The sequence below is a fragment of the Kitasatospora sp. NPDC058048 genome (assembly GCF_042885555.1).
In the GTDB taxonomy this organism is placed as follows: domain Bacteria; phylum Actinomycetota; class Actinomycetes; order Streptomycetales; family Streptomycetaceae; genus Kitasatospora; species Kitasatospora lactacystinica.
Genome location: NZ_JBHVRT010000023.1, coordinates 44,357 through 69,132, shown reverse-complemented (window position 1 = coordinate 69,132; position 24,776 = coordinate 44,357). Strand labels below are relative to the sequence as shown.

The window sequence follows — 24,776 nt, the reverse complement described above, 5'->3', positions numbered from 1 at the left end:
CATCCCCGCGTTCCAGGGCCCCGGCATTCCCCCTGCTCGGAGCCCGTTCCAGTGTCCCGCCGTCCCTGATCGGCCGTTGACCCTTGCGGCCGGGACGGATCACCGCGCAGGCTCCGGTCGTCCGAGCACAGCTCCGACCCGAGCACAGCTCCGGCCCGAGCACCGAAGGGCCACGGCCGCACCGGGACGACACCGGCCGTCCACCTCCAGGGCCCCTCGGGCAACGAGAGTGTCGACGCGGGAAGCAACCCTTCGCTGCCCGTCGGGGGTCTGTACAACGACGACTTGATCAAGGTCGCCTACCGGCAGCGGACCATGGACGACGCTCCGCGATCGAAAGATCGCCTGGTGTCATAAGCTTGTCATATACATCTAATCCATCTAAGGGGGGTGCGTGGAGTTCCGACTGCTGGGCTCGGTGGCCGTGGTGGCCGCGGACGGCCGGGAGCTTCCGGCCGGATCGGCGAAGCGCCGCAGCCTGCTCGCCATGCTGCTGTTGAACCCCGGAGCACCGGTCACCGTCGAACGGCTCACCGAGACCCTCTGGGACGAGGAACCGCCCCGGCACTCGCGCACCGTCATCCACAACCACGTCTCCGGACTGCGCGCCCTGCTCACCGCCCACGACGCCCCCGCCGCCGGCGTCGAACTCGTCACCGACAACGGCGCCTACCTGCTGCGGGCCCCCGACCACGCGGTGGACACCGTACGGTTCGAACAGCTGGTGGTCCGCGCCCGCGCCCTGGAGGACGCCGCCGAGGCCGCCACCGCCCTGCGCGAGGCACTCGCCCTGTGGCGGGGCCCCGCCCTCGCCGGCACCCTCCCCGGCCTGCCGCTGCAGTGCGCCGCCCAGGCCCTGGAGGAACTGCGGCTGGCCGCCGCCGAGGAACTGGCCCGCGCCCACGGCCGGCTCGGCGACCACGGCGCGGCCGCGAACCTGCTGCACGCCGAGGCCACCGCCAACCCGCTGCGCGAACCGCTGGTCGCCGACCTCATGCACGCGCTCGGCCGCGCGGGGCGCCGCTCGGAGGCCCTGGACTGGTTCCACCGCACCCGCCGCGCCCTGGCCGAGGAACTCGGCATGGACCCCGGACCGGAACTCACCGACGCCTACGACCGCCTGCTGCACACCGACCTGCCGCAGCACGGCGAGGCCCCGCGGCACACCGAGGCCCCTCCGGGCCGGTCCGACCGGGTGCCGCCGCCCCGGCTGCCCGGCGACCAGGAGCAGCCGGCCGGCCGGGCCGCGTCCGACCGCGCCGCGTCCGACCGCGCCGCGTCCGACCGGGTCCCGCCCGCGCGGGTCCCCACCGTCGGCGGCCTGACCTCCGTCCCCGACCGGGCCCCCGACCCCGAACCGCTGCCGGCCACCGCCCCCGAGCCCGCCCCCGCCTCCTCCTCCTTCGCCGCCGCGTCCGTGCTCGCCCCCGTCCCCGCGCCCGCCCCCGTGCGTCCGGCGCCCTGGCACCAGCCCGCGCCCTGGCCCTTCCCCCGCCGCCCGCGCGGCTTCGCCGGCCGGGAGGACGAACTGGCCGCGCTCGACCGGGCCACCGCCGCCCCCGGCGCCGTCGCCGTGCTCACCGGCGGCGCCGGCGTCGGCAAGACCACCCTCGCCCTGTACTGGGCGCACCGCCGCCAGCAGGACTTCCCCGACGGCCGGCTCTTCGTCGACCTGTGCGGCCACAGCCCGCTGCCGGAGCGCGACACCGCCGCCGTCCTGCGCGAACTGCTGCTCGCCCTGGGCCTGCCCGCCGAGCAGATGCCCGCCACCCCCGAGGCGATGGCCGCCCGCTACCGGGAACTGACCGCCACCCGCCGGATGCTGATCGTCCTGGACAACGCCCGCCGCTCCGAGCAGGTCCGCCCGCTGCTGCCCGACGGCGACGACTGCGTCACCCTGGTCACCAGCCGCGACCGGCTCGGCGGGCTGGTCGCCTCCGACGCCGCCCGCCCGGTGCCGCTCGCCGAACTCTCCTCCCCGCAGGCCGTCGGCCTGCTCGCCGCGACCCTCGGCCCCGACCCGGTCGCCGCCGAACCCGAGGCCGCCGCCCGCCTGGCCGGCCTGTGCGACGGCCTGCCGCTGGCCCTGCGGCTGGCCGCCGCCCGCCTCGCCACCGGCCCCGCCCGCGCGCTGGCCGCCCTCGCCGAGGAACTCGCCGTCGAGCAGGACCGCCTGAACCTCCTCGACGTCGAGGACACCAGCGTGGCCGCCGCCCTCGCCCTGACCGTCCAGCACCTGAGCGAACCCGTCCGCCGGACGTTCCGCAGCCTCGGCGCCCACACCGGCGCCACCCTCGACAGCCGCACCGCCGCCGCCCTGGCCGGCTGCCGCCCCGACGAGGCCGCCGACGCGCTGGCCCAACTGGCCACCGCCCACCTGATCGTGGAGATCGGCCGGGACGCCTACACCCTGCACGACCTGGTCCGCCTCTACGCCCGCAGCCTGCCCGGCGACACCGACACCCAGGTGCTGCCCCGCCTGCTCGACCACCTGCTGAACACCCTGCTCACCGCCTGCTCCGCCGCCGAACCCGGCAGCGAACCGTGCTGCACCCTGCCGCCCGGCACCCGCCGCCCCGCCGAGGTCCGCCCCTTCCCCGACCGGGCGGGCGCGCTCGCCTGGTACGCCGCCGAACGCGACACCCTGCGCGGCGCGGTCGAGGCGGCGGTCGCCGCCGGATTGCACGACCGCGCCTGGCGCCTGGTGCTGCTCCAGTGGCCGCTGATCGTCTGGCAGGTCCGGGACGGCTGGGCGCCGCTGCTCGAACACGGCCTGGCCGCCGCCGAGGCCGACCGCGACCCCGGCGCCCAGTCCCGCGCCCGGGCCCTGCTGGGCTGGGTCCTGCTGGAGGAGGGCCGCCCCGAACAGGCCCTCGTCCACCTGGAACGCGCCCCCGACCTCGCCGCCCGGGCCGGCGACAGCTCCGCCCAGGCCGTCGCCCTGGTCAACCTCGCCGTCGCCCTCGCCCGCCACGGCGACCGGGCCGGCCGCGCCCGGGCGCGCGGCCTGCTGGTGAAGGCCCTGTCCCTGGCCGAACGGGCCGGGCGCGCCGAAATCGTCGCCCTCGCCCGCCAGCACCTGGCCGGCGAGTGCCTGGCCGCCGGCGCCGCCGAGGAGGCCGCCCACCACGCCGCCCGCGGCCTGGCCGTCGCCGAGCCGCCCTTCCCGGTCGCCCGCCGGGTGGTCCTGCAGACCCTCTACGGCCGCGCCCTGGCCGCCACCGGCCGGCCGGAGGAGGCCGCGCTCCACCTCGGGGCCGCCCTGCGCACCGCCCGCGCCCACCAGTACGGGGAGGGCGAGTCGGAGGCCGGCGCGGCCCTGCGCGCCCTGTCGGCCGGCACCCCCGCCGTGGCGGGCGCCGTCGCGACGGTCACCGCCGGAGCGACGGCCACCGCCGGCGCGCGGCACTGACGGCGCGCGGCACCGGCGGTGTGCAGCACCGCCGGCCGCGCAGCACTGACGGGCCGTCCCGCCGGGAAGGATGAACACCACGGGGGGAGCCCGGGCAGCGGGCGAAGCCGGCACACCACCTGCCCGAGGGGGTTTCGCGATGACCACGCCGCCGGAGCCGAACCGTCAGACCGAGCTGCTGGAGCTGTACAAGCTCGCCGTGGAGATGGCCGACCGGGTCTCGGCCCGCCGGGGCAACGCCAACACCTTCTTCCTGTCCGTGCAGACCGCGCTGGTCACCCTGATCGGCTTCGGCATACCCAAGCTGTCGGAGTCCCCGTGGTGGGTGGCGACGGCCGTCGCGCTGGCCGGCATCACGCTCTCCGGCGCCTGGTGGATGCAGCTGCGCAGTTACCGGGACCTCAACGGCGCCAAGTTCCGGGTCATCAACAGCATGGAGGAGAAGCTGTCCGCGCGGATCTACACCGACGAGTGGGACGTCCTGCGCAACGCCGCGGCGCCCGGCCGGCGCCACCGGCACTACACCGAACTCGGCACCACCGAACGGCTCGTGCCGATGATATTCGCGGTGGCTCATCTGATCCTGCTCACGGGCACGCTCGCCACCGGCACACTGGCCGTATGAGCCACCTCGATCCCATCGCCGACCTGATCCGCTCCTGCCTGCCCTCGGAGGCCAGACCCCCCGCGGGCTCCGACGACCTCTTCCGCATCTACGCCGTGCTGCTCCAGGCCAAGGGCGAGCAGGTCACCGACGAGGACGTCCACAACGCCTGGACGGCCTGGACCCAGACCACCGACGACACCCACAAGGCCCTGGTGGCCTTCGACGCCCTCGACGCCCGCACCCGCGCCCTCGACGCCCCGTACACCCTCGCCATCCGCACCGCCGCCCGCCGGCTCCACCACCCCACCGGGCGTTAGGGATCCGGCGCCCCGCCGTTTCCGGGGGACTGTGCGGGGCCGTCCTGCGGCCCCGGGTCGTACTGGGCGAGGCCGTGGCCGAGCGACCAGTCGACCGGCGCGTTCTCGGTGAGGACGACGAACACGTTGCGCGGCTCGGTGCCCGCGTACGCGTGGGCGAGTTCGGCGATCCGGCGGTAGAGGGCGCGCTTGCGTTCGGCCGGGCGCCCGGCGCGCAGGGTGACCGACACGTAGACGACGCCCTCGTCCCGGTGCACGCCGAGGTAGTCGCCGTGGCGCAGTGCACGGGTGGCGCCGTCATGGCCGGTCAGCACCTGGAAGTGGTCGTCGGGCGGGATGCCGATCGTCTCCTGCAGGGCTTGGTGCACGGCGCGCCCGAGGGCGTCGAGCCGCTCGGGGCCTCCCAGCGCGTCGATGCGGACGAACGGCACGGCACGGCTCCTCCCCGGGTCCCCCTGACCCCTTCCGTACATACTAGTCGGTACAGAGAGGGGTGGACGCGGTCTCAGGCGCCTGGGGCGGCGGCCGCGAGCTCGTCGACGGTGCCGGACATGACGGTGCGCAGGTGGCGGGTGAGGTGCTCGACGGGCCAGTCCCACCAGGCGATGTCCAGCAGGCGGGCGATGTCGGCCTCGTCGTGGCGCAGCCGGATCACCCTGGCCGGGTTGCCGCCGGCGACGGCGTAGTCGGGGACGTCGGAGGTGACGACGGACCCGGCGGCGACGATCGCGCCGTGGCCGATGCGCACGCCGGGCATGACGGTGGTGCGGTAGCCGAGCCACACGTCGTGGCCGATCACGGTGTCGCCGCGCCCGGGCAGGCCGGTGATCAGGTCGAAGTGCTCGGCCCAGGCGCCGCCCATGACGGGGAAGGGGAAGGAGGAGGGCCCGTCCATCCGGTGGTTGGCGCCGTTCATCACGAACCGCACGCCGGTGGCGAAGGCGCAGAACCTTCCGATGACGAGCTTCTCCGGCCCGTAGTGGTACAGCACGTTGCGGGTCTCGAACGCCGTCGGGTCGTCCGGGTCGTCGTAGTACGAGTACTCGCCCACCTCGATCAGCGGCGAGGTGACCAGCGGCTTGAGCAGGACCACCCGCGGCTGTCCGGGGAATGGGTGCAGCACGGTCGGATCGGGCACGGCGGGGAGGTCGGGCACGGCGGGGGTCACGGGGGCGGCACCGCTTTCATGTCGACGGGGTGTCAGGGGCATCGGGGCGCCGGAGCGCGCCCTGCCATGATCCACCGGACGGCGCCACGGACCACCGGGTTTTCCGGCCCCTGCCCGGACGCCCGTCCGGGATTCACCAAACCTCCACGCGGCGTCGCTGCATCGATCGGCCGGGGCGGGGTATCCGGGGCGTTCGACCGTGCCGACAAGAGGAAGGACTCCGATGGTCACGACCACTGGTGAACTGACCGCCTCCGCCGCTTCGCCGACGAAGGACCCCTCCCGCACGGCCGGCTCCGCCACGGCGGGGCTGCGCGACCTGCTGCCACCGGAGCTGGCCGCCGCCGAGGACCTGCGGGAGGTCGCCCCGTCCGACGCCCGTGAGCTGACCCGGGTGCTGCTGCGCCGGCTCGCCGCGCTGGAGGAGGGCACCCGGGAGTACTCGTACGTGCGGGCCACCCTCGTGGAGATGAACCTGTCCCTGGTCCGGTTCGCGATCCGCCGCTTCAACGCCCACCGGGAGCCGCAGGAGGACCTGCTGCAGGTCGGCGCGGTGGGCCTGATCAAGGCCATCGACCGCTTCGACCCGGAGCTGGGCGCCGAGTTCACCACCTTCGCGCTGCCCACCGTGCTCGGCGAGATCCGCCGCCACTTCCGCGACACCACCTGGGCCGTCCACGTGCCCCGCCGCCTCCAGGAGCTGCGGATCGCCCTGGCCAAGGCCCAGGAGCGGCTGGCCCAGGAGCTGGACCGGGCCCCCACGGTGGCCGAACTGGCCGACCACCTCCAACTCGCCGAGGAGGAGGTGGTCGAGGGCCTGACCGCCTCGAACGGGCACACCGCGGGCTCCCTGGACACCGGCACCGAGGACGACGACCGCCCCGGCTGCCTGGGCGAGCGCCTCGGCGAGGAGGACCCGGACCTCTCCAGGGTGGAGGACCTGGTGGCGCTCAAGCCGCTGGTCGCCGCCCTGCCGGAACGCGAGCGGCAGATCCTGTCGATGCGCTTCTGCGAGGACCTGACGCAGTCGCAGATCGGCGCGCGCCTGGGGCTGTCGCAGATGCACGTCTCCCGGCTGCTCTCCCGCACCCTGCGGCGCCTGCGCGAGGGGCTGGAGGAGGACTGAGGGCGCCCCGCGCCCCCGGCACCCGCTTGGCCGCGGCACGCCGCCTACGTAAGGTCGGAGGGCACGGACACGAGGGGACGACGATGATGCCATCCGACAACGACCAGCGGGGCCTCGCGCCGGCGGCCTCCCCCTACCGTGCGGAGCTCGCGGTACGGACCCGACCCGCGGCGGGCGGCGCGGTGGTCTGCGCCCTGGCGGGCGACCTCGACATCGAGACGCTCGCCCCCGCCGCCGACACGCTCACCGCCCTGGTCGCCCGGCGGCCCGGCGCGGTGGTGATCGACCTCGCGGGGGTGGGATTCTGCGACTCCTCCGGACTGAACCTCCTGCTCAAAACGCGCCTCGCGGCGGGGGAGGAGGGCGTGGGGCTGCACCTGGCCGCGGTGCCGCCCACCGTCATGCGGGTCCTCGAACTGACCGGCACCCGGGCGGTGTTCTCCATCCACGGCTCGGCCGAGGAGGCCCTGGCGGCCTGAGCCGGCCGGGCACGCCGCCGCGGGGCGGGTGCCGCGCGTGTCGCGGGTGCCGCGCACCCGGCGCCGGGGAAGGCATAATCCCGGGAGCGCCGGGAAACCGACATGCGAACCGCCGTCGATCCGAAGGGTGCCCTCACATGACGATGAGCCGGGGAACCCTGGACGGCGACGCGCACCGGGCCCGCCCCGCCCTGCCGCCCGGCGGCCAGCGCCGCCGGCTGCCGCTGGCCGGGCTCCCCAAGCCGGTCGCCCGGGCCCGGGCCTTCACCGCCGAGGCGGTCGGCGACTGGTACCCGCCCGCCGGGGCGCCCGGCGCGCCCGGCGCCCACGAGGGCGTCGGCGCGGACGTCGTGCTGCTGGTGGCGGAGCTGGTGGCCAACGCCATGCTGCACGGGGACGGCCCGCTGGAGCTGGTCCTGGACGCCACCGGGCAGCGCCTGCGGGTGGAGGTCAGCGACCGCAGCCCGGCCATGCCGGCGCTGCGCCTGCCGCACGAGCCGGCCCTGCCCGGCGGCCACGGCCTGTTCATCGTGGAGCGCACCGCCGACCGCTGGGGCGCCGAGCCGAACGGCCGGGGCAAGGCGATCTGGGCCGAGTTCGACGCCCACCGGCTGACTGGACCCGGCCTGACGTGACCTGCGATTCCTTGATCAAATGACGTCAAATTGTCTGTACAGCTCGGAGCCTCTTGCTGGCTATCGGACCGTCACCGGACACCACGGCCGTGTCTGCCTTGGTCTTGTACACATACTGACAGTAACGGGGCCGGCCCGAACCGCGCGGCCGGCCCCGCACAGAGGGCCGGCGGTCCGTCAGCAAGGAGCCCCACTCACAACCCTGATCTTCGGATTCCCTCCCCGGATTTCAGCCTGGGAAGGAATGCGGTCCATGGATCGACGAAGCGTCCCTTTGCGGTGGCGCCCCGCCGGTGGGTCCTTCTGTCAGTGGCATGTGGCATGTTGATAGCTGAGCCGATGGAGGGGGTGGGCCATGTTGATCCGTACGTACAAGTTCTTGATGCGGCCCACCGTGGGCCAGCAGCAGGCGCTTTCCGAGATGCTTCGAGACCACTGCTCGCTCTACAACGGGGCGTTGCAGGAGCGCCGGGACGCCTACCGACATGCCTCCAGGACCACGGTCCGGTACGGCGAGCAGTCCGCGCAGCTCAAGGAGATCCGGGCGTTCGACCCGGAACGTCAGGGCCGGTGGTCCTTCTCCTCCCAGCAGGCGACGCTTCGCCGCCTGGACAAGGCGTTCGCGGCGTTCTTCCGCCGGGTCAAGTCCGGTGAGAAGCCTGGCTACCCGCGCTTTCGGGGCGTGAACCGGTTCGACACGGTGGACTTCCCCAAAAACGGTGACGGCTGCCGTTGGGACTCGACCCCGCACGACCCGGTGACCCGCGTCCGCTTTCAGGGCGTCGGCCACGTCAAGGTCAACCAGCACCGTGCGGTGGCCGGCTCGGTCAGGACCGTGTCCGTCAAGCGTGAGGGCAAGCGCTGGTACGTGGTGCTGACCGCCGAGCACAGCGGGCCCGTGCCGCTGCCCGCGACCGGATCGGCGGTCGGCATCGACATGGGCGTAGTCAACTTCCTCGCCGACTCCGATGGCGGGTTCGTTTCCAACCCCTGCCACGGCAGGAAGGTCGCCGCGAAACTCGAAGCCGCACAGCAGGCGCTCGCCCGGTGCAAGCGCCGTGGCAACCGCCGCCGCAAGGCGGTGGAGGTCGTCGCCCGGCTGCACCGAAAAGTCCGCCGTCAACGGCTCGACCACGCTCACAAGACCGCCCTTGGCCTGGTCCGCGCGCATGACCTGATCGCGCATGAGGACCTCAGGATCCGCAACATGGTCAAGGCCCCCGCGCCGAAGCCAGATCCCGAGCGGGCGGGCGTGTTCCTGCCGAACGGGGCCGCGGCCAAGGCGGGGTTGAACCGCTCGATCGCCGATGCCGGATGGGGGGTGTTCCTTGCGATCCTGCGCGCCAAGGCTGAAAGCGCCGGGCGGGAAGTGGTCGCCGTGGACCCCCGCAACACCTCACGCCGGTGCCCCGAGTGCGGGCACTCCACGGCGGAGAACCGGCCCACTCGGGAGAACTTCTGCTGCGTCAGCTGTGGCCATACGGCGCACGCTGACACGGTGGGAGCCGTCAACGTTCTACGGGCCGGGCTGGCCCGTCGCGACGCCCGCCCGGGTTAGCGAGAAGCCCCCGCGGTTTACGCGGGGGAGGAGTCACGAGTCCGAAGCTCGAACCGTGCCGTAGCATCCGCGATGGCGGTGCTGTCAGCCCTTTCGCTCAGCGTCCAGCATGTGCTCGACGCCCCGCCCCCTACAACCTGCTGGTAAGGCGCCGTCTCAAGGGCGACAACGGCACCGAGACCCGCCTGCTCGCCTACGGCTCCGACGCCACCGGCAACGACAACGCCGGCAAGGACGCGCAGAACACCCGGATCACCCGCAGCTTCGCCGTCCCGGCCGGAGCCCGCTCGGTGACCCTCAGGTTCCGCATGTACGACGCCGGCAACAACTGGTACTGGGCCGTCGACCACATCCGCCTCGACACCCGCCCCATCACCGGCTGACACCCCCCGCCCCACCCGGGCCCGCCCGAGCCCCCGCGCCCGGGCGGGCCCGGCCCGTACCGGCGGCCCCGCGCGCCAGGTAGAACTACTGCCACGACCACAGGGGAGGAAACCGAAGGTGATCGACACGACGACCCCGGCCGGCCGGGCCGCCCAGCTCCACGACCGCTACCCGAGCCTCGACGAACTCACCGCCACCGCCCACCAGTTCGCCGCCCAGCGGCCCGACCTGTGCCGGGTGCGCACCGTCGGCACCTCCCGCGCCGGACGCCCCCTGACCCTGCTGACCGTCGGCCGCGGCCCGCACAACCTCCTCGTCGTCGCCGGCGCCCACGCCGACGAATTCGCCGCCCGCGCCGCCGTCACCGACCTCGCCCACCACGCCCTCGCATCCCAACGCCCGTCCCTGGCCTGGCACTTCCTGCTCTGCCTCGACCCCGACGGCGCCCACCTCGCCGACGGCAGCCGCACCGCCCGCACCCTGCGGGCCTACTACGACCACTACTACCGCCCCGCCGCCGAGGACCAGCCCGAATGGGCCCCCGCCATCGGCTCCGACCTCCCCGAGAGCCGCACCCTCCTCCAGCTCATCGACGAACTGCGCCCCACCCTCCAGTTCTCCCTGCACAGCACCGACGTCGGCGGCACCTTCGTCCAGGCCACCGGCGACCCCGCCGCCCTCGCCCACCCCTTCACCCGCTCCGCCGCCGACCTCGGCATCCCCGTCGAGACCGGCAACTACGACACCTTCCACCTGCACGAATCCGGCCCCGGCCTCTACCTCATGACCCCCCACCACATCGACCACCAGGAGACCGCCACCGGCATGCTCACCCCCCACCAGGACGGCGGCGGCCGGGCCGGCACCTGGTTCGCCCCCCACCGCCACGGCGGCCGGACCGTCCTGGTCGAAGTCCCCGCCTGGACCAGCGCCCACCTCGGCGACACCCGCCCCGCCGACGCCGTCCGCCCGTACCTGCGCACCTGCGCCGACCGCCTGCGCCACCGCGGCACACTCCTCACCGCACTCCTCGACGCCGCCCTGCCCTACGTACGAAACCCCGACACCCCCCTGCTGCGCGCCGCCCGCACCCCGCTCACCGCCCTGCACCAACTCGCCGACCAATGGGACCCGGACGTCCACGGACAGGACCTCCTGCGCACCCCGCTCACCCGCGCCCGCCTCGCCGGCATCGACCTGTGGGCCCACCGCGTCCCGGTCCGCGCCGCCGCCCTGCTGCGCCGCGCCGTCCGCGTCGCCGGCGCCCCCGCCGCACCCCAGGCCGCCCGCCTCGACCACCTCCTGCGCGACTGGTGCGCCCAGTACCAGCGGACCTTCCAGCCCGCCTGGCTCCCCGTCGCCCGCCAGGCCGCCCACCAGGCCAACACCGTCCGCGCCGCCGTCGCCCTGCGCCACCCCGAGTTCTAAGCGTTCGTGCCCTCGGTGTCGATGTGCGGCAGCACCCGGTCCAGGAACCGCGGCGTCCACCAGGCCGCCGCCCCCAGCAGCGTCATCACCGCCGGAACCAGCAGCAGCCGCACCACCGTCGCGTCCACCAGCACGCTCACGGCCAGGCCCAGCCCCATCATCTTGATCACCACGTTGTCGCTGACGATGAACGCGGCGAACACGCTCACCATGATCAGCGCCGCACAGCTGATCACCCGCGCGGTGATCTCCAGCGCGTGCGCCACGGCGTCGTGGCTGCGCCCGGTGCGCAGCCACGCCTCGTGCACCCGCGACAGCAGGAAGATCTCGTAGTCCATGCTCAGCCCGAAGACGATCGCGAACATCATCATCGGCACGTAGCTCTCGATCGGCACCTTCCCCTCCACCCCCAGCGCCGGCCCGCCCCAGCCCCACTGGAAGACCGCCACCACCACCCCGTACGAGGCCGCGATCGACAGCAGGTTGAGCACCGCGGCCTTGATCGCGACCAGCGGGCCGCGGAAGACCAGCAGGATGATCAGGAAGGCCAGCCCGACCACCACCACGATGATCAGCAGCAGCCGGCTCGACACGATGTCCAGGAAGTCGACCTGCGCCGCCGTGTTGCCGGTCACGTACGTCTTCGCGCCCGTGCCGGCCACCGCGTCCGGCAGCACGGTGTCCGCCAGCCGGTTCACCAGGTCGGTGGTGGCCCGGTCCTGCGGGGCGCTCGCCGGGATCACGGTGCCGAACAGCACCGCGCCGTCCGGGCTGGTCTGCAGCGGGGTGCTGCTCGCCGCGCCGGGCAGGCCGGCGAGCGCCTGCTGCACCGAGGCCGACAGCCCCGCCCGCGCCTCGGCGGGCACGGCGCTCTGGTCGACCACCACCGTCAGCGGCCCGTTCGAGCCCGGCCCGAAGGCCTGGGACATCAGGTCGTAGGCCCGCCGGTCGGTGAAGTCGGTGGAGTCCGCGCCGTCGCCGATGTGGCCCAGCTGGATGGAGAACAGCGGGATCGACAGCACCACGAGCACCACCACCCCGGTCACCAGGTACCGCCACGGCCGCGCCTGCACCCGCCGGGCGTAACGGTGCCAGGCCCCGCCCTCCACGTCCCCGCCGGACTCCGCGACCGGACGGCGCACCGCGAACCGGTCCATCCGGCGCCCGATCAGCCCCATCAGCGCCGGCAGCAGGGTCAGCGCCCCGAGCACCGCCGACACCACCGTGATGCCCGCCGCCGCCCCCAGCTTGGCGATGAAGGAGATCCCCGACACCGACAGCCCGGACAACGCGACGATCACGGTGCAGCCCGAGACCAGCACCGCCCGCCCGCTGGTGGCCACCGCCTGCCCGGCGGAGGCCACCGGATCCACCCCGTCCATCAGGTTCTGCCGGTGACGCGTCAGCAGGAACAGGGCGTAGTCGATCCCCACCCCGATGCCGATCATCGTCGCCAGCGTCGGCGCCACCGTCGCGAAGGTGGACAGCGCCGCCACCAGCCCCAGCACCCCCAGGCCCACCACCGCCGCGAACAGCGCCGTCAGCAGCGGCAGCCCGGCCGCGATCGCACTGCCGAACCCCACCAGCAGCACCACGACCGCCACCGCGAAGCCGATCACCTCGCTGGAACGGTCGTCCGCCGCCGGCCGGGCCAGCTCGCCCAGCGGCCCCCCGTACTCCACCTGCACCCCGGCCGCCCGCAGCGGCTCCACCGCCGCGTCCACCCCCGGCAGGTAGTCCTTGCCCAGCAGGGTCGGGTTGGTGTCGAACCGTACGGTGAAGTACCCGGTCAGCCCGTCCGCGGACAGCGGCCCGCCAGGCGGCGGGCTCTGCCCCGGCGGCGGCAGCGGACTCTGCACCGACAGCACGTGCGGCAACTGCTGGAGCGAGGCCGCCGTCTGGGCGATCTGCGGCTGGAACCCCGTCAGCGGCGCCGCGTCGTGCAGCACCACCTGGGAACTGGTGCCCGCCGCGGCCGGCTCGTGCGCCTGCAGGACGTCCCGGCCCTGCTGCGCCTGGGTGCCGGGCAGCGAGAAGTCGTCCGAGTAGGCGCCGCCCACCGACCTGTTGGCGGCCTGGATGCCGGCCAGGGCGATCAGCCACAGCACGATGACGATCAGCGAGTGGCGCGCGCACCACTCGCCCAGGCGGCGCAGCGCCGAGCGCCGGGCCGGCGCCGCGGCGGCCGGCGAGGGGGCGGGACGGGCGGACGGCGGCATGGAAGGCTCCCGGGTCTCCTGCACGGCGGTGCGCCGATCGGCGCAGTCTTCCCGGCCGCCCCGCGCCGCCCACCGGTACCGGCGGGTAGTCGCCCCTACGGCCCCGGGAACCGCCGCGATCGCGGCGGCGGCCGGAGCCGCGGGGGCGGCGGGGGACGGTCAGGGCCGGCCGGGGCCGCCGAGGTCCGGGGTCGCGACGGGGGCGGCGGCGCCGACCAGGAGGACCAGTTCGTGGCCGCCGGGATTGGTCTGCACGGGCACGGTGCGCCAGTTGTTGGCCAGCCACACATTGCCCGACGGGTCGATCCGCAGGCCGGTGTTGCGTTCCAGCCCGTCGCTCGGGTAGCCGGTGTCGGGCGGCGAGATCGGCTGCCCCGTCGTGAAGCCGGGCGGGCAGGCGGAGAGGTCGACGCCGCACAGCCGGGCGACGCGGTGGCCGCCGAAGTTGGCGACCCACACGGTGTCGTCGCCGTCGACGGCCACGCCCCAGGGCAGGAACAGGCCGCCGCCGGTGAAGGGTTCGGGGGCCGGCGTCCCGTCGGACCGGATCAGGGTCACCGAGGCGCCCGGGCGCGGACCGGCGTCGCCCGCCACGGCGGCGTCCGCAAGATCGCCCGCGGTGCCGTCGCCGCAGGGCACCGGCAGGATGCCGCTGTTGGAGACCCAGGCGTTGCCCCGGCTGTCGGTGGCGACGCCCAGCGGCCGCCGCAGGCCGCCGCCGGTCACGGCCCGCTCCACGGTGCCGTCCGGGGCCAGGACCTGCACACTGTCGCTGCCGTTCCCGCTGACCCACAGCCGCCCGGCGGGATCGACGGCGGCACCGAAGGGCTTGTGCAGGGCCGGAGTGGGCACCTCCCGGGCCCGGGTCGCGTCACCGTCGGGGATTCGGGCCACGCTGTCCGCGCCGCAGTTGGCCACCCACACGGTGCCCGAGCGGTCGGCGGCCAGGCCCTGCGGCTGGACGATGCCGCCGCCCCGCCAGCCCTCGGGCGGGGAGAGCACGGTGCCGTCCGGGGCGAACTGCGAGACGCTGCGCTCCAGCGGGGTCGGGTCGATCGGGCAACCACGGCCCTGGAAACCGAAGTTGGCGACCCAGGCGGAGCCCCGGGCATCCACGGCGACCCCGAAGCCCGCACCGTACAGGCCGCCGCCGCGGTAGGGGGCGCCGGGGGCGTCCCGACCGGTGGGGGTGAACTTCAGGACGCTCTCGCCGCCGCAGACCGGGACGGCGGGATCGGCGTCGTAGCGGTAGTTGTTGCTGACCCAGGCGTTGCCGTCGGCGTCGAAGGCGATGTTGCCCGGCCCGTCGATCTCCCGCCCGTTGCCGCCGTAGCGCAGGGCCACGGTCCAGGCCTCGGGGGCGGCGGGCAGGGCCGGCCGGTAGCGGGGGGTGGAGTCGGCGAGGGCGAAGAGCCCGGCGGCGTTGTGCCCGGGGTCGTGGGCGATGTCCACCGCGGCCCGCAGGGTGTCGCGGGGCCGTGCGCGGCCGGGGCGCCGGGCCAGGTCGAACAACTGCTCGCAGGCGTCGCCGGTGACGCAGGCCGCGAGCAGGTTGGCGAGCGTGTTGAACTCGGCCAGGGTCGAGGTGAGGGCGCCGTTGGGCGGGTCGGCGAGCGTCGCGGCGATGCCGCCGGTACCGGTGTCGGCCAGGTTGTGGGCGATCCCGGCGGCGTTCTGCAGCCCCGGACGGGGGCCGGCCACGCCCCGCGGGCCGGTGAAACGGGCCAGGGCGTAGGCGACGGCCACCGTGGTGCGCTCGTTGACGACGAGTTCGGGCGGGGCCTGCGCCCCGCTCAGCACGGCGGCCAGCGTCACCGGCCCCTTCGGCGGGCCCTGCCCGTCCCCGCCCCGCGCGCCGGCGGGCCCGGGCAGATCGGCGAGCACGTACAGCACGGCGTGCGGGTCCCCGGGGCGGCGGTAGTCCAGGACGAAGCGCCCGTCCCGCGCGCTGCGGGTGCGGGCCAGCACCCGGGGCGCGGCGCCGGCGCCGTCCCCGGCCCGGTAGAGCGTCACCTCGGCGCCGCCCAGCGGGGCGTCACCGCTGCGCACCACCCCGCGCTGGCCGGCCGGCTCCCCGCCGTGCGGGGCGGGGGCCGCCGCGTGGGAGGGTCCGGCGGCGAGCTGGGCCAGGAGGGCGGCGGTCAGCAGGACGCCGCGGCGTCGGCGCATGGGGGGCTCCGTTCGGCCGTAGGGGGACGACGGCCGCTGGACCGTCGCCCCCCTGCCTGCCACACCGGCGCCCCGCCCGGGCGCATCCGGCCGCGGGACGCGGCGGAAATTGCCCGGTACGGGCGATCCGGCGCGACCCGGTGCGGGCCGGTGCGATCCGGAGCGGGCCGGTGCCCGGTTCAGCCGTGCCGCCCGGCCGGAACGGCGGCGGGGGCGGCGAAGCGGGGCAGAACCTCCTCGGCGAGCTCCTGCAGCAGCTCGTCGACGGGGCGGTCGTTGGGGCGCAGGTTGAAGGAGACGTGGGCGACGCCGAGTTCGGACATCAGCTCCAGGTGCTCGATCAGGGCGGTGCGCCCGGTGCTGAGGCCGAGGCGGACGGGATGCGGCGCGGCGGCCGGGTCCTCGGCGAGGGTGAGCACCATCGGCGTCAGGTAGGGCTTGTCGCCGGCGAGGTCGCGCCACTGGCGCATCCGCAGGCGCAGCGCGCCGAGGTCGCGCGGGTAGTTGAGGGAGGCGTCGGCGTGCTCGGCGATCCACTCGGGGCTCTGCTGGGCGCCGCCGGCGACGGCGATCGGGATGCCCGCGGGGTGGACGGGCCCGGGCAGGACCGCCAGCTGCCGTTCGGCGCCGAGGCCGGCGGCGGGCAGCTCCAGCGGGCCGGGGCGCCAGGCGGCGCGCAGGGTCTCGACGCCGGTGCGGAAGGCATCGCCGCGGCCGTGGAAGTCGCGGTCGAACAGCGGGTACTCCACGGGGCGGTCGCCGCTGGCCAGGCCGAGCAGCAGACGGCCGCCGGAGAGCACGTCGACGGTGGCGGCGGCCTTGGCGACCAGCAGCGGCTCGCGCAGCGGCAGGACGACCGCGCCGGTGGCGAGGACCGCGTCCCGGGTGAGGGCGGCGAGGTGGCCGAGGTGGGTGAAGGTCTCGAAGACGCTGCCGGCGTCGCCGAACTGGACGGGGTCGTGGAGCGGGACGTCGCGCACCCACAGGGCGGCGAAGCCGAGGCGGTCGGCGAGTCGGGCGAGGCGGGCGTGCTCGGTGAGGTCGGGGACGCCGAAGGGGCGGCCGGCCGCGCGGTCGGCCCGGCCGCGGTCCTGGCCCCAGTCGTTGTCCAGGGGCAGTTCCAGGCCGATGGTCAGCCGGCCGTCGGCGGGGGCGAGTCGGGCGAGGGCGGGGTGGGGGAGTGCCATGGCGGGGTCCTTCGGGGTGACCGGCGGCCGGGGTGGTGGCCGGGGCCCGTCCCGGGCGGCGGTGCGACCGCCCGGGACGGGAGTCGGGGCGGGGTCAGCTCGCGTTGAACTGGTCCGGGTGCGGGCCGGTGCGCAGGTCGCGGTCGCCGGCGGCGATCGCGGCCATGTCCTGCTCGGTCAGCTCGAAGCCGAAGACGTCGAGGTTCTGCCGGATGCGGGCCGGGGTGACCGACTTGGGGATGACGATGTTGCCGAGCTGCAGGTGCCAGCGCAGCACGACCTGGGCGGGGGACTTGCCCGTGCGCGCGGCGATCGCGGTGATCGCCGGGTCGTCCAGGACGGCGCCCTGGGCGAGCGGGCTCCAGGCCTCGGTGGCGATGCCGTGCCGGGCGTGGAAGGCGCGCAGCTCGGCCTGCTGGAGGCCGGGGTGCAGCTCGACCTGGTTGACGGCGGGCACCAGCGAGCTGTGGTCCAGCAGGCGCTGGAGGTGGGCGGGCTGGAAGTTGGACACGCCGGCGGCGCGGATGCGGCCCTCCTCGGCGAGGCGCTCCAGGGCGCGCCAGGAGTCGGGGTAGAGGTCGCGGGCCGGGGTGGGCCAGTGGATCAGGTAGAGGTCGACGTGGTCCAGGCCGAGCTTGGCGAGGCTGGCGTCGAAGGCGCGCAGGGTGGCGTCGTAGCCCTGGTCGGCGTTCCACAGCTTGGTGGTGACGAACAGGTCCTCGCGGGCCACGCCGGAGGCGGCCAGGGCGCGGCCGACGCCGGTCTCGTTGCCGTAGATGGCGGCGGTGTCGATGCTGCGGTAGCCGGCCTCCAGGGCGGAGGCGACGGCGGCGGTGGTCTGCTCGTCGGGGACCTGGAAGACGCCGAAGCCGAGCTGGGGGATCTCGACGCCGTTGTTCAGCTTCACGGTGGGGATGTCGGGGGTGGTCATGCGCTGTCTCCTTCAGGCGGTGCGGTCGGTGGGGGCGGAGCGGAGGGTCCGGGCGGCGGTGCTCACCGGGCGAGTCGGGCGAGTGCGGCGGCGGCGAAGGAGTGGTCCTGCTCGGGGGCGCCGCCGCCGACGCCGATGGCGCCGATCGGCCGGCCGTCGCGGTGGACGGGGATGCCGCCGGCGATGAACAGCAGCGGGCGGTCCAGCGCGGTGGGCAGGGAGTGGAACGGCCCGTCGGGCTTGACCAGGTCGACCAGGTCGGCGGTCGGGGCGTTCAGCTGGAGGGCGGTGTAGGCCTTGCGGGTGCTGGTCTCGCCGGAGATCAGCACGGCGCGGTCGTCGCGGCGGAAGGCGAGCAGGTGGCCGCCCGCGTCCAGGACGGTGACGCTGACGGTCACGCCCGCGGCCTCGGCGGCGGTCCGGGCGGCGTCGACGAGGAGTTCGGCGTCGGCGGTGGTGAGCGGGGCGACGGCGGTGGTGGTGCTCATGGTGGTGCTTCTTCCGGTGGTGGGGCGGGTCGGGTCGATGGTCAGTCGATGGTCAGTGGTGCAGGGCGGCGTGGCGGGGAGCCGCGCTCGCCGCGACGGCCGCACGGGTGCGGTCACGGCGCTCCAGGGCGGCGGACCAGAAGGCCAGCAGCAGGGCCGCGCCGGCGAGGACGGCGCCGACCCAGTTCGGGGCGGTGTAGCCGAGACCGGCGCTGATGACCATGCCGCCGAGCCAGGCGGCCAGCGCGTTGCCGAGGTTGAAGGCGCCGATGTTGACGGCGGAGGCCAGGGTGGGGGCGCCGTGGGCGTGGTCCAGGACCCGCTTCTGGAGCGGGGGGACGGTGGCGAAGCCGAGGGCCCCGACCAGCAGGACGGTGACGGCGGCGGCGACCTTGTTGTGGGCGGTGAAGGTGAACAGCGCCAGCACCACGGCGAGCCCGCCGAGGGTGGTGTAGAGCATCGGCATCAGCTTGCGGTCGGCGTAGCGTCCGCCCAGCAGGTTGCCGAGGAACATGCCGACGCCGAACAGCACCAGCAGCCAGGTGACGGAGCCCTCGGCGTAGCCGGTGACGTTGGTCATCATCGGGGCGATGTAGGTGATCGCGGCGAAGACGCCGCCGAAGCCGAGCACGGTCATCGCCATCGCGAGCAGCACCTGCGGGTTGCGGAAGGCGGTGAGCTCGCGGCGCAGGCGGGCGCCCTCGGCGCGGGGCATGGCGGGGACGAGCCGGGCGATGCCGAGCAGGCCGAGCACGCCGAGCGCGGCGACGCCGGCGAAGGTGGTGCGCCAGCCGACGGCCTGGCCGATGAAGGTGCCCAGCGGCACGCCGACGATGTTGGCGACGGTCAGCCCGGTGAACATGGTGGCGATGGCGCCGGCCTTCTTCTGCGGGGCGACCAGGTCGGCGGCGACGACGGAGCCGATGCCGAAGAAGGCGCCGTGGGCGAGCGAGGTCACGATGCGCCCGGCCAGCATCACGGGGAAGGACGGGGCGAACGCGGAGAGCAGGTTCCCGGCCGTGAACAGGCCCATCAGCAGCATGAGCATGGTCTTGCGGCTGATCCGGGTGCCGAGGGCGGTCATCAGCGGGGCGCCGACGACCACGCCGAGGGCGTAGCCGGTGACCAGCAGGCCCGCGTTGGGGATGGAGACGCCGTAGTCGCCGGCGATCTGGGGCAGGAGTCCCATGATCACGAACTCGGTGGTCCCGATCCCGAATGCGCCGATGGCCAGGGCGATGAGAGCGAGAGGCATGGGCCCGAACCCTTCTGTGATTGCTTGAGCTAGCGCCTTGCGTGCTTAAACAATAGTTGCAGACGCGCGATAAGTGCAAGCGAGGGTATGGGGCATTCGCCATCGGTTGCATGCGCCACGGGTTGCATACGCCGCGGGTTGCATGTGCAACGGGGTGGGGCGGGCGGGAAACGCGACCGGGCCCGGCCCGTCCGAACCGTGGGTGCGGTTCGGACGGGCCGGGCCCGGGGGAGCGGCGGTGCGGGGCCGGCCGGGGTCAGCGGGCGGGCGAGGCGGCGTCCACGGCCTCGACCGCGCGGACCAGTGAGGTCAGCTCGGGGTTGCGGGCGGCCTCGTCGAGGGCCTCGCGCAGGGCGGCGTCGTTGGTCGGCCGGGCCCGCTCCAGGAGCTTCAGCCCGTCCTCGCTCACGTTGGTGTAGATGCCGCGGCGGTCGGTCGGGCACAGGTAGCGCGACAGCAGGCCGCGGTCCTCCAGTCGGGTGACCAGGCGGGTGGTGGCGCTCTGGCTGAGCACGACCGCGTCGGCGACCTGCTTCATCTGCAGGTGCCCGCCCTCGTCGTCGTGCTGGCGGCTGAGCACGTCGAGCAGCGAGTACTCGCGCACGCTCAGGTCGTGCTCGGCCTGCAGGGCGCGTTCGATGTGGGACTCGATCCGGCCGTGCAGGAGGGACAGGGCGTTCCAGCCGCTGGCGAGGGCGGTGAGCGCGGGGTCCGTGGCGGTCATGGGGCCTGGCCTCCTTGCAGATGTGGCTGGGTCCAGGATAAGCCATGAACTGAAATATCGGCTAGGGCTTGTATAGCGCTTGTGCAAATAATCTTCCCGCGCAGGCCCGGGATGGGCCCGGGATGGGCCCGGGTGGGTCCGGTCGGGGTGTCGGGGCGAGGAGTGTCGGGCGGTGCCCAGTGTTCGCAAGGCTTTGGCGTAAATGGTTCAGACCATTGACGCGAGGGGAAGCCAGCTCCTACGGTGTCGGGCAACCGGTCTGGCGCGGGCATGCCATGTCTCGGGCAGACCGCCGTGCGCACCCCCACGCGCACGCGCACGCCCCGCGCCGGGCGCACACTCCATCCACCCCCACGGAGGAGCACCATGCGCAAGCGCCATCTGATCGCCGCCGCCGCGGCCGCGATCGCCCTGCCGATCGCGGCGGCCCTGCCGGCCCAGTCGCACGGCTTCATCAACCTGCCGCCGAGCCGTTCCGCGCTCTGCGGCGCCAACGCCGTCCCGTGGGACTGCGGCGACATCCAGTGGGAGCCGCAGAGCGTCGAGGGCCCCAAGGGCTTCCCGAGCCGCGGCCCGGCGGACGGCACCATCTGCGCCGGCGGGGACGCCCGCTGGGCCCCGCTGGACAACCCCAGGGGCGGCGCCTGGCCGACCACCAAGGTGACGGCGGGCCAGCAGCTCACCTTCACCTGGGAGATCGAGGCCCGGCACTCCACCACGAACTTCAAGTACTACCTGACCAAGCCCGGCTACAGCGCGAGCCAGCCGATCACCCGGTCCGCCCTGGACCTGACCCCGTTCCTGACCGTCCCCTACAACGGCCGCCAGCCCGCCGCCACCACCACCCACACCGGGACCCTGCCCACCGGCCGCACCGGCCACCAGGTGATCGTCGCCGTCTGGGAGATCGCCGACACCGGCAACGCCTTCTACTCCTGCACCGACGTCCAGTTCTGACCGTCCCCGGGCCGTCCCGACGGCCCTGACCGGTCGCGTCGCACCGGGCCCGAAACCGTGCCCGACCGGGCCCCACCGCGCCCGACCGCGTCCCGCCGACGCCGCCGCCCGACTCCGGACGGCGCCGGCGGGCCGCCCGATCGCACCGCAGGCCCCGGGCCCGACCCCCGCCCGACGCACCGCAGACCCCCGCCCGCACCGCAGACCCCCGCCCGCGCCGGAGACCCCGCCCGGGCCGTGCTCGCGCGCCGCAGAAGCCGTAAATAGGTACATTGACGACATTTGGCAGCAGTGCCAGGCTTCGCGCGTCCACGAAAGAAGGCCGACCGCCTTCGGAAAGGGTCTCCATGCGCCCCGACCTCAGCCCCGCCGTCCTCGCCGAGCTGCGCCGGCCGCGGCCCTATCCGGTGGTGTCGATCCTGATGCCCACGCACCGCCGGGAGCCGGACAACACCCAGGACCCGGTCCGGCTGCGCAACCTGCTGGCCGAGGCGAAGGAGCGCGTCCAGGCGGACCCGGAGGTCTCCCGCGCCGACCGGATCGACGTGTTGGAACAGCTCGACCGGGCCCTCGCGGAGGTCGACCTGGTGCACGCCGAGGACGGCCTGGCGATCTTCGCCGCCCCCGGCGAGCACCAGGTCTGGTCACTCGGGCGCACCGCCCCCGCCCGGGTGGTCCTGTCCGACACCTTCCTCACCCGCAACCTGGTCGCCGCGCACGCCGCCGAGCGCCCGTTCTGGGTGCTCGCGGTCGCCGCCGACAAGGTGGTGCTCTGGGGCGGCACCGAGGAGCGGGTCGCCGAGGAGAAGGGCCGCGGCTTCCCGCTGGTGCGCGTCTTCGACAACCCCGACCCCGAGCGCCAGGAGCAGATCGGCGACACGCCCAGCACCTTCCGCGACGAGGCGACCAAGACCTTCCTGCGCCAGGCCGACACCGAGGTCGGCAAGCTGCTGGCCGCCGCCCCCCGCCCGCTGTACGTGGTCGGCGAGGCCGCCGCGCTCGCCCTGCTGGACGCCGTCGGCCCGATCGCCAAGGAGTCCACCGCGCAGCTCCCGCACGGCGGCCTGGCCCAGGCCGACGCCGAGACCGTGCGCAAGGTGGTCGAACCCGCCGTGCGCGCCCACGCCGACCAGGAGGTCGCCGAGCACCTCGCCCAGCTCGACAAGGCCCGCGGCGCCCAGCAGTTCGCGGCCGGCCTGGACGAGGTCTGGCGGACCGTCGGCGAGGGCCGGGTCGCCCGCCTGGTGGTCGAGGAGAACTACCGTGCCACCGTGCGCGACGAGGGCGAGCACCTCGTGCCCGCCGAGGCCGACCAGCCCGGCGCCCGCGAGGACATCGTCGACGAGGTGATCGAGCGCACCCTGGACACCGGCGGCCAGGTCGGCTTCGTCCCCGACGGCACCCTCGCCGACAGCGACCGGATCGCCGCCGTCCTGCGCTACTGACCCGCCCTCGACCGCGGCCGCCCGTCCGATCACCCCCGGCGGGCGGCCGCGGCGCGCCCGGGACCGTCGCACAGGGCGACCGTCCGACCCGGCCCACCCCCACCGCGTACCCGCCGCACCTTTGCCCGCCGCACCCGCCCACCGCGCCCGTACGGAAACGAACCGGCCGAACGGGGCAAGGAACGCGCCACCTTCGCGAACCGCACGCGCAATGGTCACGAACGGTTTTCGGACTCGTGACGCCCGGTTCGGCAAGCGCCCCTAGCCTGCCGCGCATGACACAGAGTCACCGCCCCCGCGCGGGCCGCCGCACCGGCCTGCTCGCCGCCGCCGTCGCCGCCTCGCTCGGCCTCACCGCCGTCGCCCTGAACGCCCCCAGCGCCGTCTCCGCCGAAGCAGCCCCCGCCGCGGCCGCGGCCGCGGCCGGCGCCGCCCCGGCCCCCGGCGAGGTCGTCGTCGACGAGACCTTCACCGCCCCCGCCCTGCCCGCCGGCTGGGCCGCCGTCGAGGGCGACTGGAAGGTCGAGGGCGGCCGCCTGGTCGGCACCTCCGCCAACTCCGGCCAGCAGAGCCGGATCACCTTCGGCCGCCACCTGGACGACTTCCGCATCGAGGCCACCGCCCGCTTCGAGACCGTCCAGGACGGCGCCCGCTGGACCGCCCTGGGCCTCGACGTCCCCGCCTCCGGCGCCACCCCCTGGTCCATCGCCACCATGCGCACCGGCACCACCGCCGCCAACGGCCTCGAATTCGCCCAGCGCACCCCCGCCAACGCCTGGAGCGTCACCGACACCGCCGCGGCCCCCACCGCCGCCGGCACCGGCCGCGACGTGCGCATCGCCGTCGAGGTCCACGGCACCACCGCCCGCTGGATCTTCGACGGCAAGGAGGCCATGCGCACCACCCAGGTCGCCCGCAGCGCCGACGGCGGCCAGGCCCTGGTCGTCAACGGCGCCAAGGTCTCCTTCGACGACCTCAAGGTCACCGCCCTCGCCCCCGGCGGCCGGCTGCGCCCGGCCGGCTCCCCGCTGACCGTCTTCGCCCACCGCGGCGCCTCCTCCGCCGCCCCTGAGAACACCCTGGTCTCCGACGAGATCGCCCGCCGCGGCGGCGCCGAGTGGATCGAGAACGACGTCCAGCCCAGCAAGGACGGCGTCCCCTACGTCCTGCACGACGACACCGTCGACCGCACCACCGACGGCAAGGGCCGCATCCGCGACCTGACCGCCGCCCAGCTCGACACCCTGGACGCCGGCTCCTGGTTCGGCCCCGTCTACGCCGGCGCCCGCATCCCCACCCTGGCCGCCCAGCTGGAGGACCTGCGCACCCGCGGCGGCAGCCTGCTGCTGGAGATCAAGGGCAAGCACAGCCGCGACGAGGTCGCCCGGATCGTCCAGGAGGTGCGCGACCAGAGGATGACCGCCCGGGTCTTCGTCCAGAGCTTCGAGGTCGACGCCCTGCGGTACACCCGCGAACTGGCCCCCGAACTGCCCCTGGGCCTGCTGCGCGGCGACCTCGACGCCGACCCGGTGGCCGTCGCCAAGGACCTCGGCCTGTCCGCCTACAACCCCTCCGACGGCGGCCTCGCCGCACGCCCGGCCGTGGTGAAGGACCTGCACGCCGCCGGCGTCGCGGTCAACGTCTGGACGGTCGACTCGGCCACCCGCTGGAAGGCCCTGGAGGCCGCCGGCGTCGACGGCGTCATCACCAACCGCCCGGCGGAGCTGGCCGGTTGGAACAGCGCCTGGCTCCAGGGCGGCAACCCCGTAAGCCCCGTCGCGCCCACCGTGGCGATCACCTCCCCGGCCGCCGGCACCACCCTGGACCGCGCCCAGCAGCCGGTGACCGCCGTCCGGGCCACCGGCGCCGACACCGTCCGCCTCACCCTGGACGGCAAGGAGCTGGCGCCCGGCACCGCCCTGGACACCGCCGCCCTCCCGCTCGGCAGGCACACCCTGCGCGCCGAGGCCACCGGCCCCGGCGGTCGCGCCGAGACCACCACCGAGTTCACCCTCGCCGCCACCCCCACCGGCCTGGCCGCCCTGGTGCTCACCTCCGGCGCCGACCGCAACGCCGTCGCCACCCTGACCGTGATGCTCGGCCAGGGCCAGTACCGGCCGCTCGCCCAGTGGGCCGACGACCAGGCCGGGCGCACCGTCCCCGCCGACCGCGCCCGCCTGATCGCCGCCGACGCCCGCGCCCTGGACACCGCCCCGCGCGGCTGACCTCGCCCCGTCGGGGGCGCTCCCGGTGACGGCCCGGCAACGCGGGGCCGCGCCCACGCGAG

Annotated in this window: 20 protein-coding genes; 11 read left to right on the top strand and 9 right to left on the bottom strand. The window is 74.9% G+C overall.

Going from position 1 to position 24,776, the window contains the following annotated elements; genetic code table 11:
• Positions 1–394: 394 nt before the first annotated feature.
• The 3 genes from ACFVVA_RS23895 to ACFVVA_RS23885 all read left to right on the top strand — a co-directional run bounded on the left by ACFVVA_RS23895 (position 395) and on the right by ACFVVA_RS23885 (position 4,336).
• A complete protein-coding gene (locus ACFVVA_RS23895) occupies positions 395–3,412 on the top strand; it encodes a BTAD domain-containing putative transcriptional regulator (protein WP_387692416.1) in 3,018 nt (1,005 codons plus the stop codon).
• A 139-nt stretch (positions 3,413–3,551) separates the two neighbouring features.
• A complete protein-coding gene (locus ACFVVA_RS23890; RefSeq protein ID WP_387692414.1) occupies positions 3,552–4,037 on the top strand; it encodes a hypothetical protein in 486 nt (161 codons plus the stop codon).
• Entirely contained in the window at positions 4,034–4,336 is a 303-nt protein-coding gene (locus tag ACFVVA_RS23885; RefSeq protein WP_387692412.1) for a hypothetical protein, read from the top strand. The genes ACFVVA_RS23890 and ACFVVA_RS23885 overlap by 4 nt, the downstream gene beginning before the upstream one ends.
• Here the strand turns inward: ACFVVA_RS23885 and ACFVVA_RS23880 are convergent.
• Complete coding sequence (locus tag ACFVVA_RS23880; RefSeq protein ID WP_387692410.1) at positions 4,333–4,767, bottom strand: tautomerase family protein; 435 nt, start codon at positions 4,765–4,767, stop codon at positions 4,333–4,335. The genes ACFVVA_RS23885 and ACFVVA_RS23880 overlap by 4 nt on opposite strands.
• A 74-nt stretch (positions 4,768–4,841) precedes the next feature.
• Positions 4,842–5,492, bottom strand: coding sequence for a CatB-related O-acetyltransferase (locus tag ACFVVA_RS23875; RefSeq protein ID WP_380631835.1), 651 nt, complete (start codon positions 5,490–5,492; stop codon positions 4,842–4,844).
• A gap of 235 nt (positions 5,493–5,727) precedes the next feature.
• On the opposite strand from ACFVVA_RS23875, the gene ACFVVA_RS23870 reads away from it, so the two are divergent.
• The 5 genes from ACFVVA_RS23870 to ACFVVA_RS23850 all read left to right on the top strand — a co-directional run bounded on the left by ACFVVA_RS23870 (position 5,728) and on the right by ACFVVA_RS23850 (position 11,114).
• A complete protein-coding gene (locus tag ACFVVA_RS23870) occupies positions 5,728–6,630 on the top strand; it encodes a SigB/SigF/SigG family RNA polymerase sigma factor (protein ID WP_359910774.1) in 903 nt (300 codons plus the stop codon).
• Positions 6,631–6,713: 83 nt separating this feature from the next.
• A complete protein-coding gene (locus ACFVVA_RS23865) occupies positions 6,714–7,109 on the top strand; it encodes an STAS domain-containing protein (protein WP_380356015.1) in 396 nt (131 codons plus the stop codon).
• Positions 7,110–7,246: 137 nt separating this feature from the next.
• The gene (locus tag ACFVVA_RS23860) at positions 7,247–7,744 is read left to right on the top strand and encodes an ATP-binding protein (RefSeq protein WP_387692407.1); all 498 of its coding nucleotides are present in this window, start codon (positions 7,247–7,249) and stop codon (positions 7,742–7,744) included.
• Between the two features lie 358 nt (positions 7,745–8,102).
• The gene (locus tag ACFVVA_RS23855; RefSeq protein WP_387692546.1) at positions 8,103–9,302 is read left to right on the top strand and encodes an RNA-guided endonuclease InsQ/TnpB family protein; all 1,200 of its coding nucleotides are present in this window, start codon (positions 8,103–8,105) and stop codon (positions 9,300–9,302) included.
• A 501-nt stretch (positions 9,303–9,803) separates the two neighbouring features.
• The gene (locus ACFVVA_RS23850) at positions 9,804–11,114 is read left to right on the top strand and encodes a M14 family zinc carboxypeptidase (protein ID WP_387692405.1); all 1,311 of its coding nucleotides are present in this window, start codon (positions 9,804–9,806) and stop codon (positions 11,112–11,114) included.
• Here the strand turns inward: ACFVVA_RS23850 and ACFVVA_RS23845 are convergent.
• From ACFVVA_RS23845 to ACFVVA_RS23815, 7 genes are all read right to left on the bottom strand, one after another.
• Complete coding sequence (locus tag ACFVVA_RS23845) at positions 11,111–13,333, bottom strand: MMPL family transporter (protein ID WP_387692403.1); 2,223 nt, start codon at positions 13,331–13,333, stop codon at positions 11,111–11,113. The two genes, ACFVVA_RS23850 and ACFVVA_RS23845, sit on opposite strands and share 4 nt — an antisense overlap.
• A 159-nt stretch (positions 13,334–13,492) precedes the next feature.
• On the bottom strand, positions 13,493–15,502 hold the full coding sequence (locus tag ACFVVA_RS23840) for an NHL repeat-containing protein (RefSeq protein ID WP_387692401.1): 2,010 nt from the start codon (positions 15,500–15,502) through the stop codon (positions 13,493–13,495).
• Positions 15,503–15,681: 179 nt separating this feature from the next.
• Positions 15,682–16,689 (bottom strand): TIGR03571 family LLM class oxidoreductase, encoded by a 1,008-nt coding sequence (locus tag ACFVVA_RS23835; RefSeq protein ID WP_387692399.1) that lies wholly within the window; start codon positions 16,687–16,689, stop codon positions 15,682–15,684.
• 94 nt (positions 16,690–16,783) lie between these two features.
• Positions 16,784–17,620: an aldo/keto reductase gene (locus tag ACFVVA_RS23830; RefSeq protein WP_387692397.1), complete on the bottom strand. Its 837-nt coding sequence runs from the start codon at positions 17,618–17,620 to the stop codon at positions 16,784–16,786.
• 62 nt (positions 17,621–17,682) lie between these two features.
• Positions 17,683–18,108: a heme-binding protein gene (locus tag ACFVVA_RS23825; RefSeq protein ID WP_387692395.1), complete on the bottom strand. Its 426-nt coding sequence runs from the start codon at positions 18,106–18,108 to the stop codon at positions 17,683–17,685.
• 52 nt (positions 18,109–18,160) lie between these two features.
• Positions 18,161–19,363, bottom strand: coding sequence for an MFS transporter (locus ACFVVA_RS23820; RefSeq protein ID WP_387692393.1), 1,203 nt, complete (start codon positions 19,361–19,363; stop codon positions 18,161–18,163).
• Between the two features lie 256 nt (positions 19,364–19,619).
• Positions 19,620–20,087 (bottom strand): MarR family winged helix-turn-helix transcriptional regulator, encoded by a 468-nt coding sequence (locus ACFVVA_RS23815; protein ID WP_387692391.1) that lies wholly within the window; start codon positions 20,085–20,087, stop codon positions 19,620–19,622.
• A gap of 366 nt (positions 20,088–20,453) precedes the next feature.
• Here ACFVVA_RS23815 and ACFVVA_RS23810 point away from each other — a divergent pair, with 366 nt between their 5' ends.
• The 3 genes from ACFVVA_RS23810 to ACFVVA_RS23800 all read left to right on the top strand — a co-directional run bounded on the left by ACFVVA_RS23810 (position 20,454) and on the right by ACFVVA_RS23800 (position 24,714).
• Positions 20,454–21,044, top strand: coding sequence for a lytic polysaccharide monooxygenase (locus tag ACFVVA_RS23810; RefSeq protein WP_387692389.1), 591 nt, complete (start codon positions 20,454–20,456; stop codon positions 21,042–21,044).
• A gap of 347 nt (positions 21,045–21,391) precedes the next feature.
• Complete coding sequence (locus ACFVVA_RS23805) at positions 21,392–22,489, top strand: chemotaxis protein (protein ID WP_387692387.1); 1,098 nt, start codon at positions 21,392–21,394, stop codon at positions 22,487–22,489.
• A gap of 275 nt (positions 22,490–22,764) precedes the next feature.
• Positions 22,765–24,714, top strand: a complete 1,950-nt coding sequence (locus ACFVVA_RS23800; protein ID WP_387692385.1) for a glycerophosphodiester phosphodiesterase family protein — start codon at positions 22,765–22,767, stop codon at positions 24,712–24,714.
• Positions 24,715–24,776: the final 62 nt, after the last annotated feature.

Bases quoted from the DNA above. Each gene is read 5' to 3' on its own strand.
- ACFVVA_RS23840 (WP_387692401.1), bottom strand. From the start codon at position 15,502: ATGCGCCGACGCCGCGGCGTCCTGCTGACCGCCGCCCTCCTGGCCCAG.
- ACFVVA_RS23865 (WP_380356015.1), top strand. From the start codon at position 6,714: ATGATGCCATCCGACAACGACCAGCGGGGCCTCGCGCCGGCGGCCTCC.
- ACFVVA_RS23810 (WP_387692389.1), top strand. From the start codon at position 20,454: ATGCGCAAGCGCCATCTGATCGCCGCCGCCGCGGCCGCGATCGCCCTG.
- ACFVVA_RS23805 (WP_387692387.1), top strand. From the start codon at position 21,392: ATGCGCCCCGACCTCAGCCCCGCCGTCCTCGCCGAGCTGCGCCGGCCG.
- ACFVVA_RS23830 (WP_387692397.1), bottom strand. From the start codon at position 17,620: ATGACCACCCCCGACATCCCCACCGTGAAGCTGAACAACGGCGTCGAG.
- ACFVVA_RS23835 (WP_387692399.1), bottom strand. From the start codon at position 16,689: ATGGCACTCCCCCACCCCGCCCTCGCCCGACTCGCCCCCGCCGACGGC.
- ACFVVA_RS23825 (WP_387692395.1), bottom strand. From the start codon at position 18,108: ATGAGCACCACCACCGCCGTCGCCCCGCTCACCACCGCCGACGCCGAA.
- ACFVVA_RS23820 (WP_387692393.1), bottom strand. From the start codon at position 19,363: ATGCCTCTCGCTCTCATCGCCCTGGCCATCGGCGCATTCGGGATCGGG.
- ACFVVA_RS23845 (WP_387692403.1), bottom strand. From the start codon at position 13,333: ATGCCGCCGTCCGCCCGTCCCGCCCCCTCGCCGGCCGCCGCGGCGCCG.
- ACFVVA_RS23815 (WP_387692391.1), bottom strand. From the start codon at position 20,087: ATGACCGCCACGGACCCCGCGCTCACCGCCCTCGCCAGCGGCTGGAAC.
- ACFVVA_RS23800 (WP_387692385.1), top strand. From the start codon at position 22,765: ATGACACAGAGTCACCGCCCCCGCGCGGGCCGCCGCACCGGCCTGCTC.
- ACFVVA_RS23890 (WP_387692414.1), top strand. From the start codon at position 3,552: ATGACCACGCCGCCGGAGCCGAACCGTCAGACCGAGCTGCTGGAGCTG.
- ACFVVA_RS23860 (WP_387692407.1), top strand. From the start codon at position 7,247: ATGACGATGAGCCGGGGAACCCTGGACGGCGACGCGCACCGGGCCCGC.
- ACFVVA_RS23870 (WP_359910774.1), top strand. From the start codon at position 5,728: ATGGTCACGACCACTGGTGAACTGACCGCCTCCGCCGCTTCGCCGACG.
- ACFVVA_RS23885 (WP_387692412.1), top strand. From the start codon at position 4,034: ATGAGCCACCTCGATCCCATCGCCGACCTGATCCGCTCCTGCCTGCCC.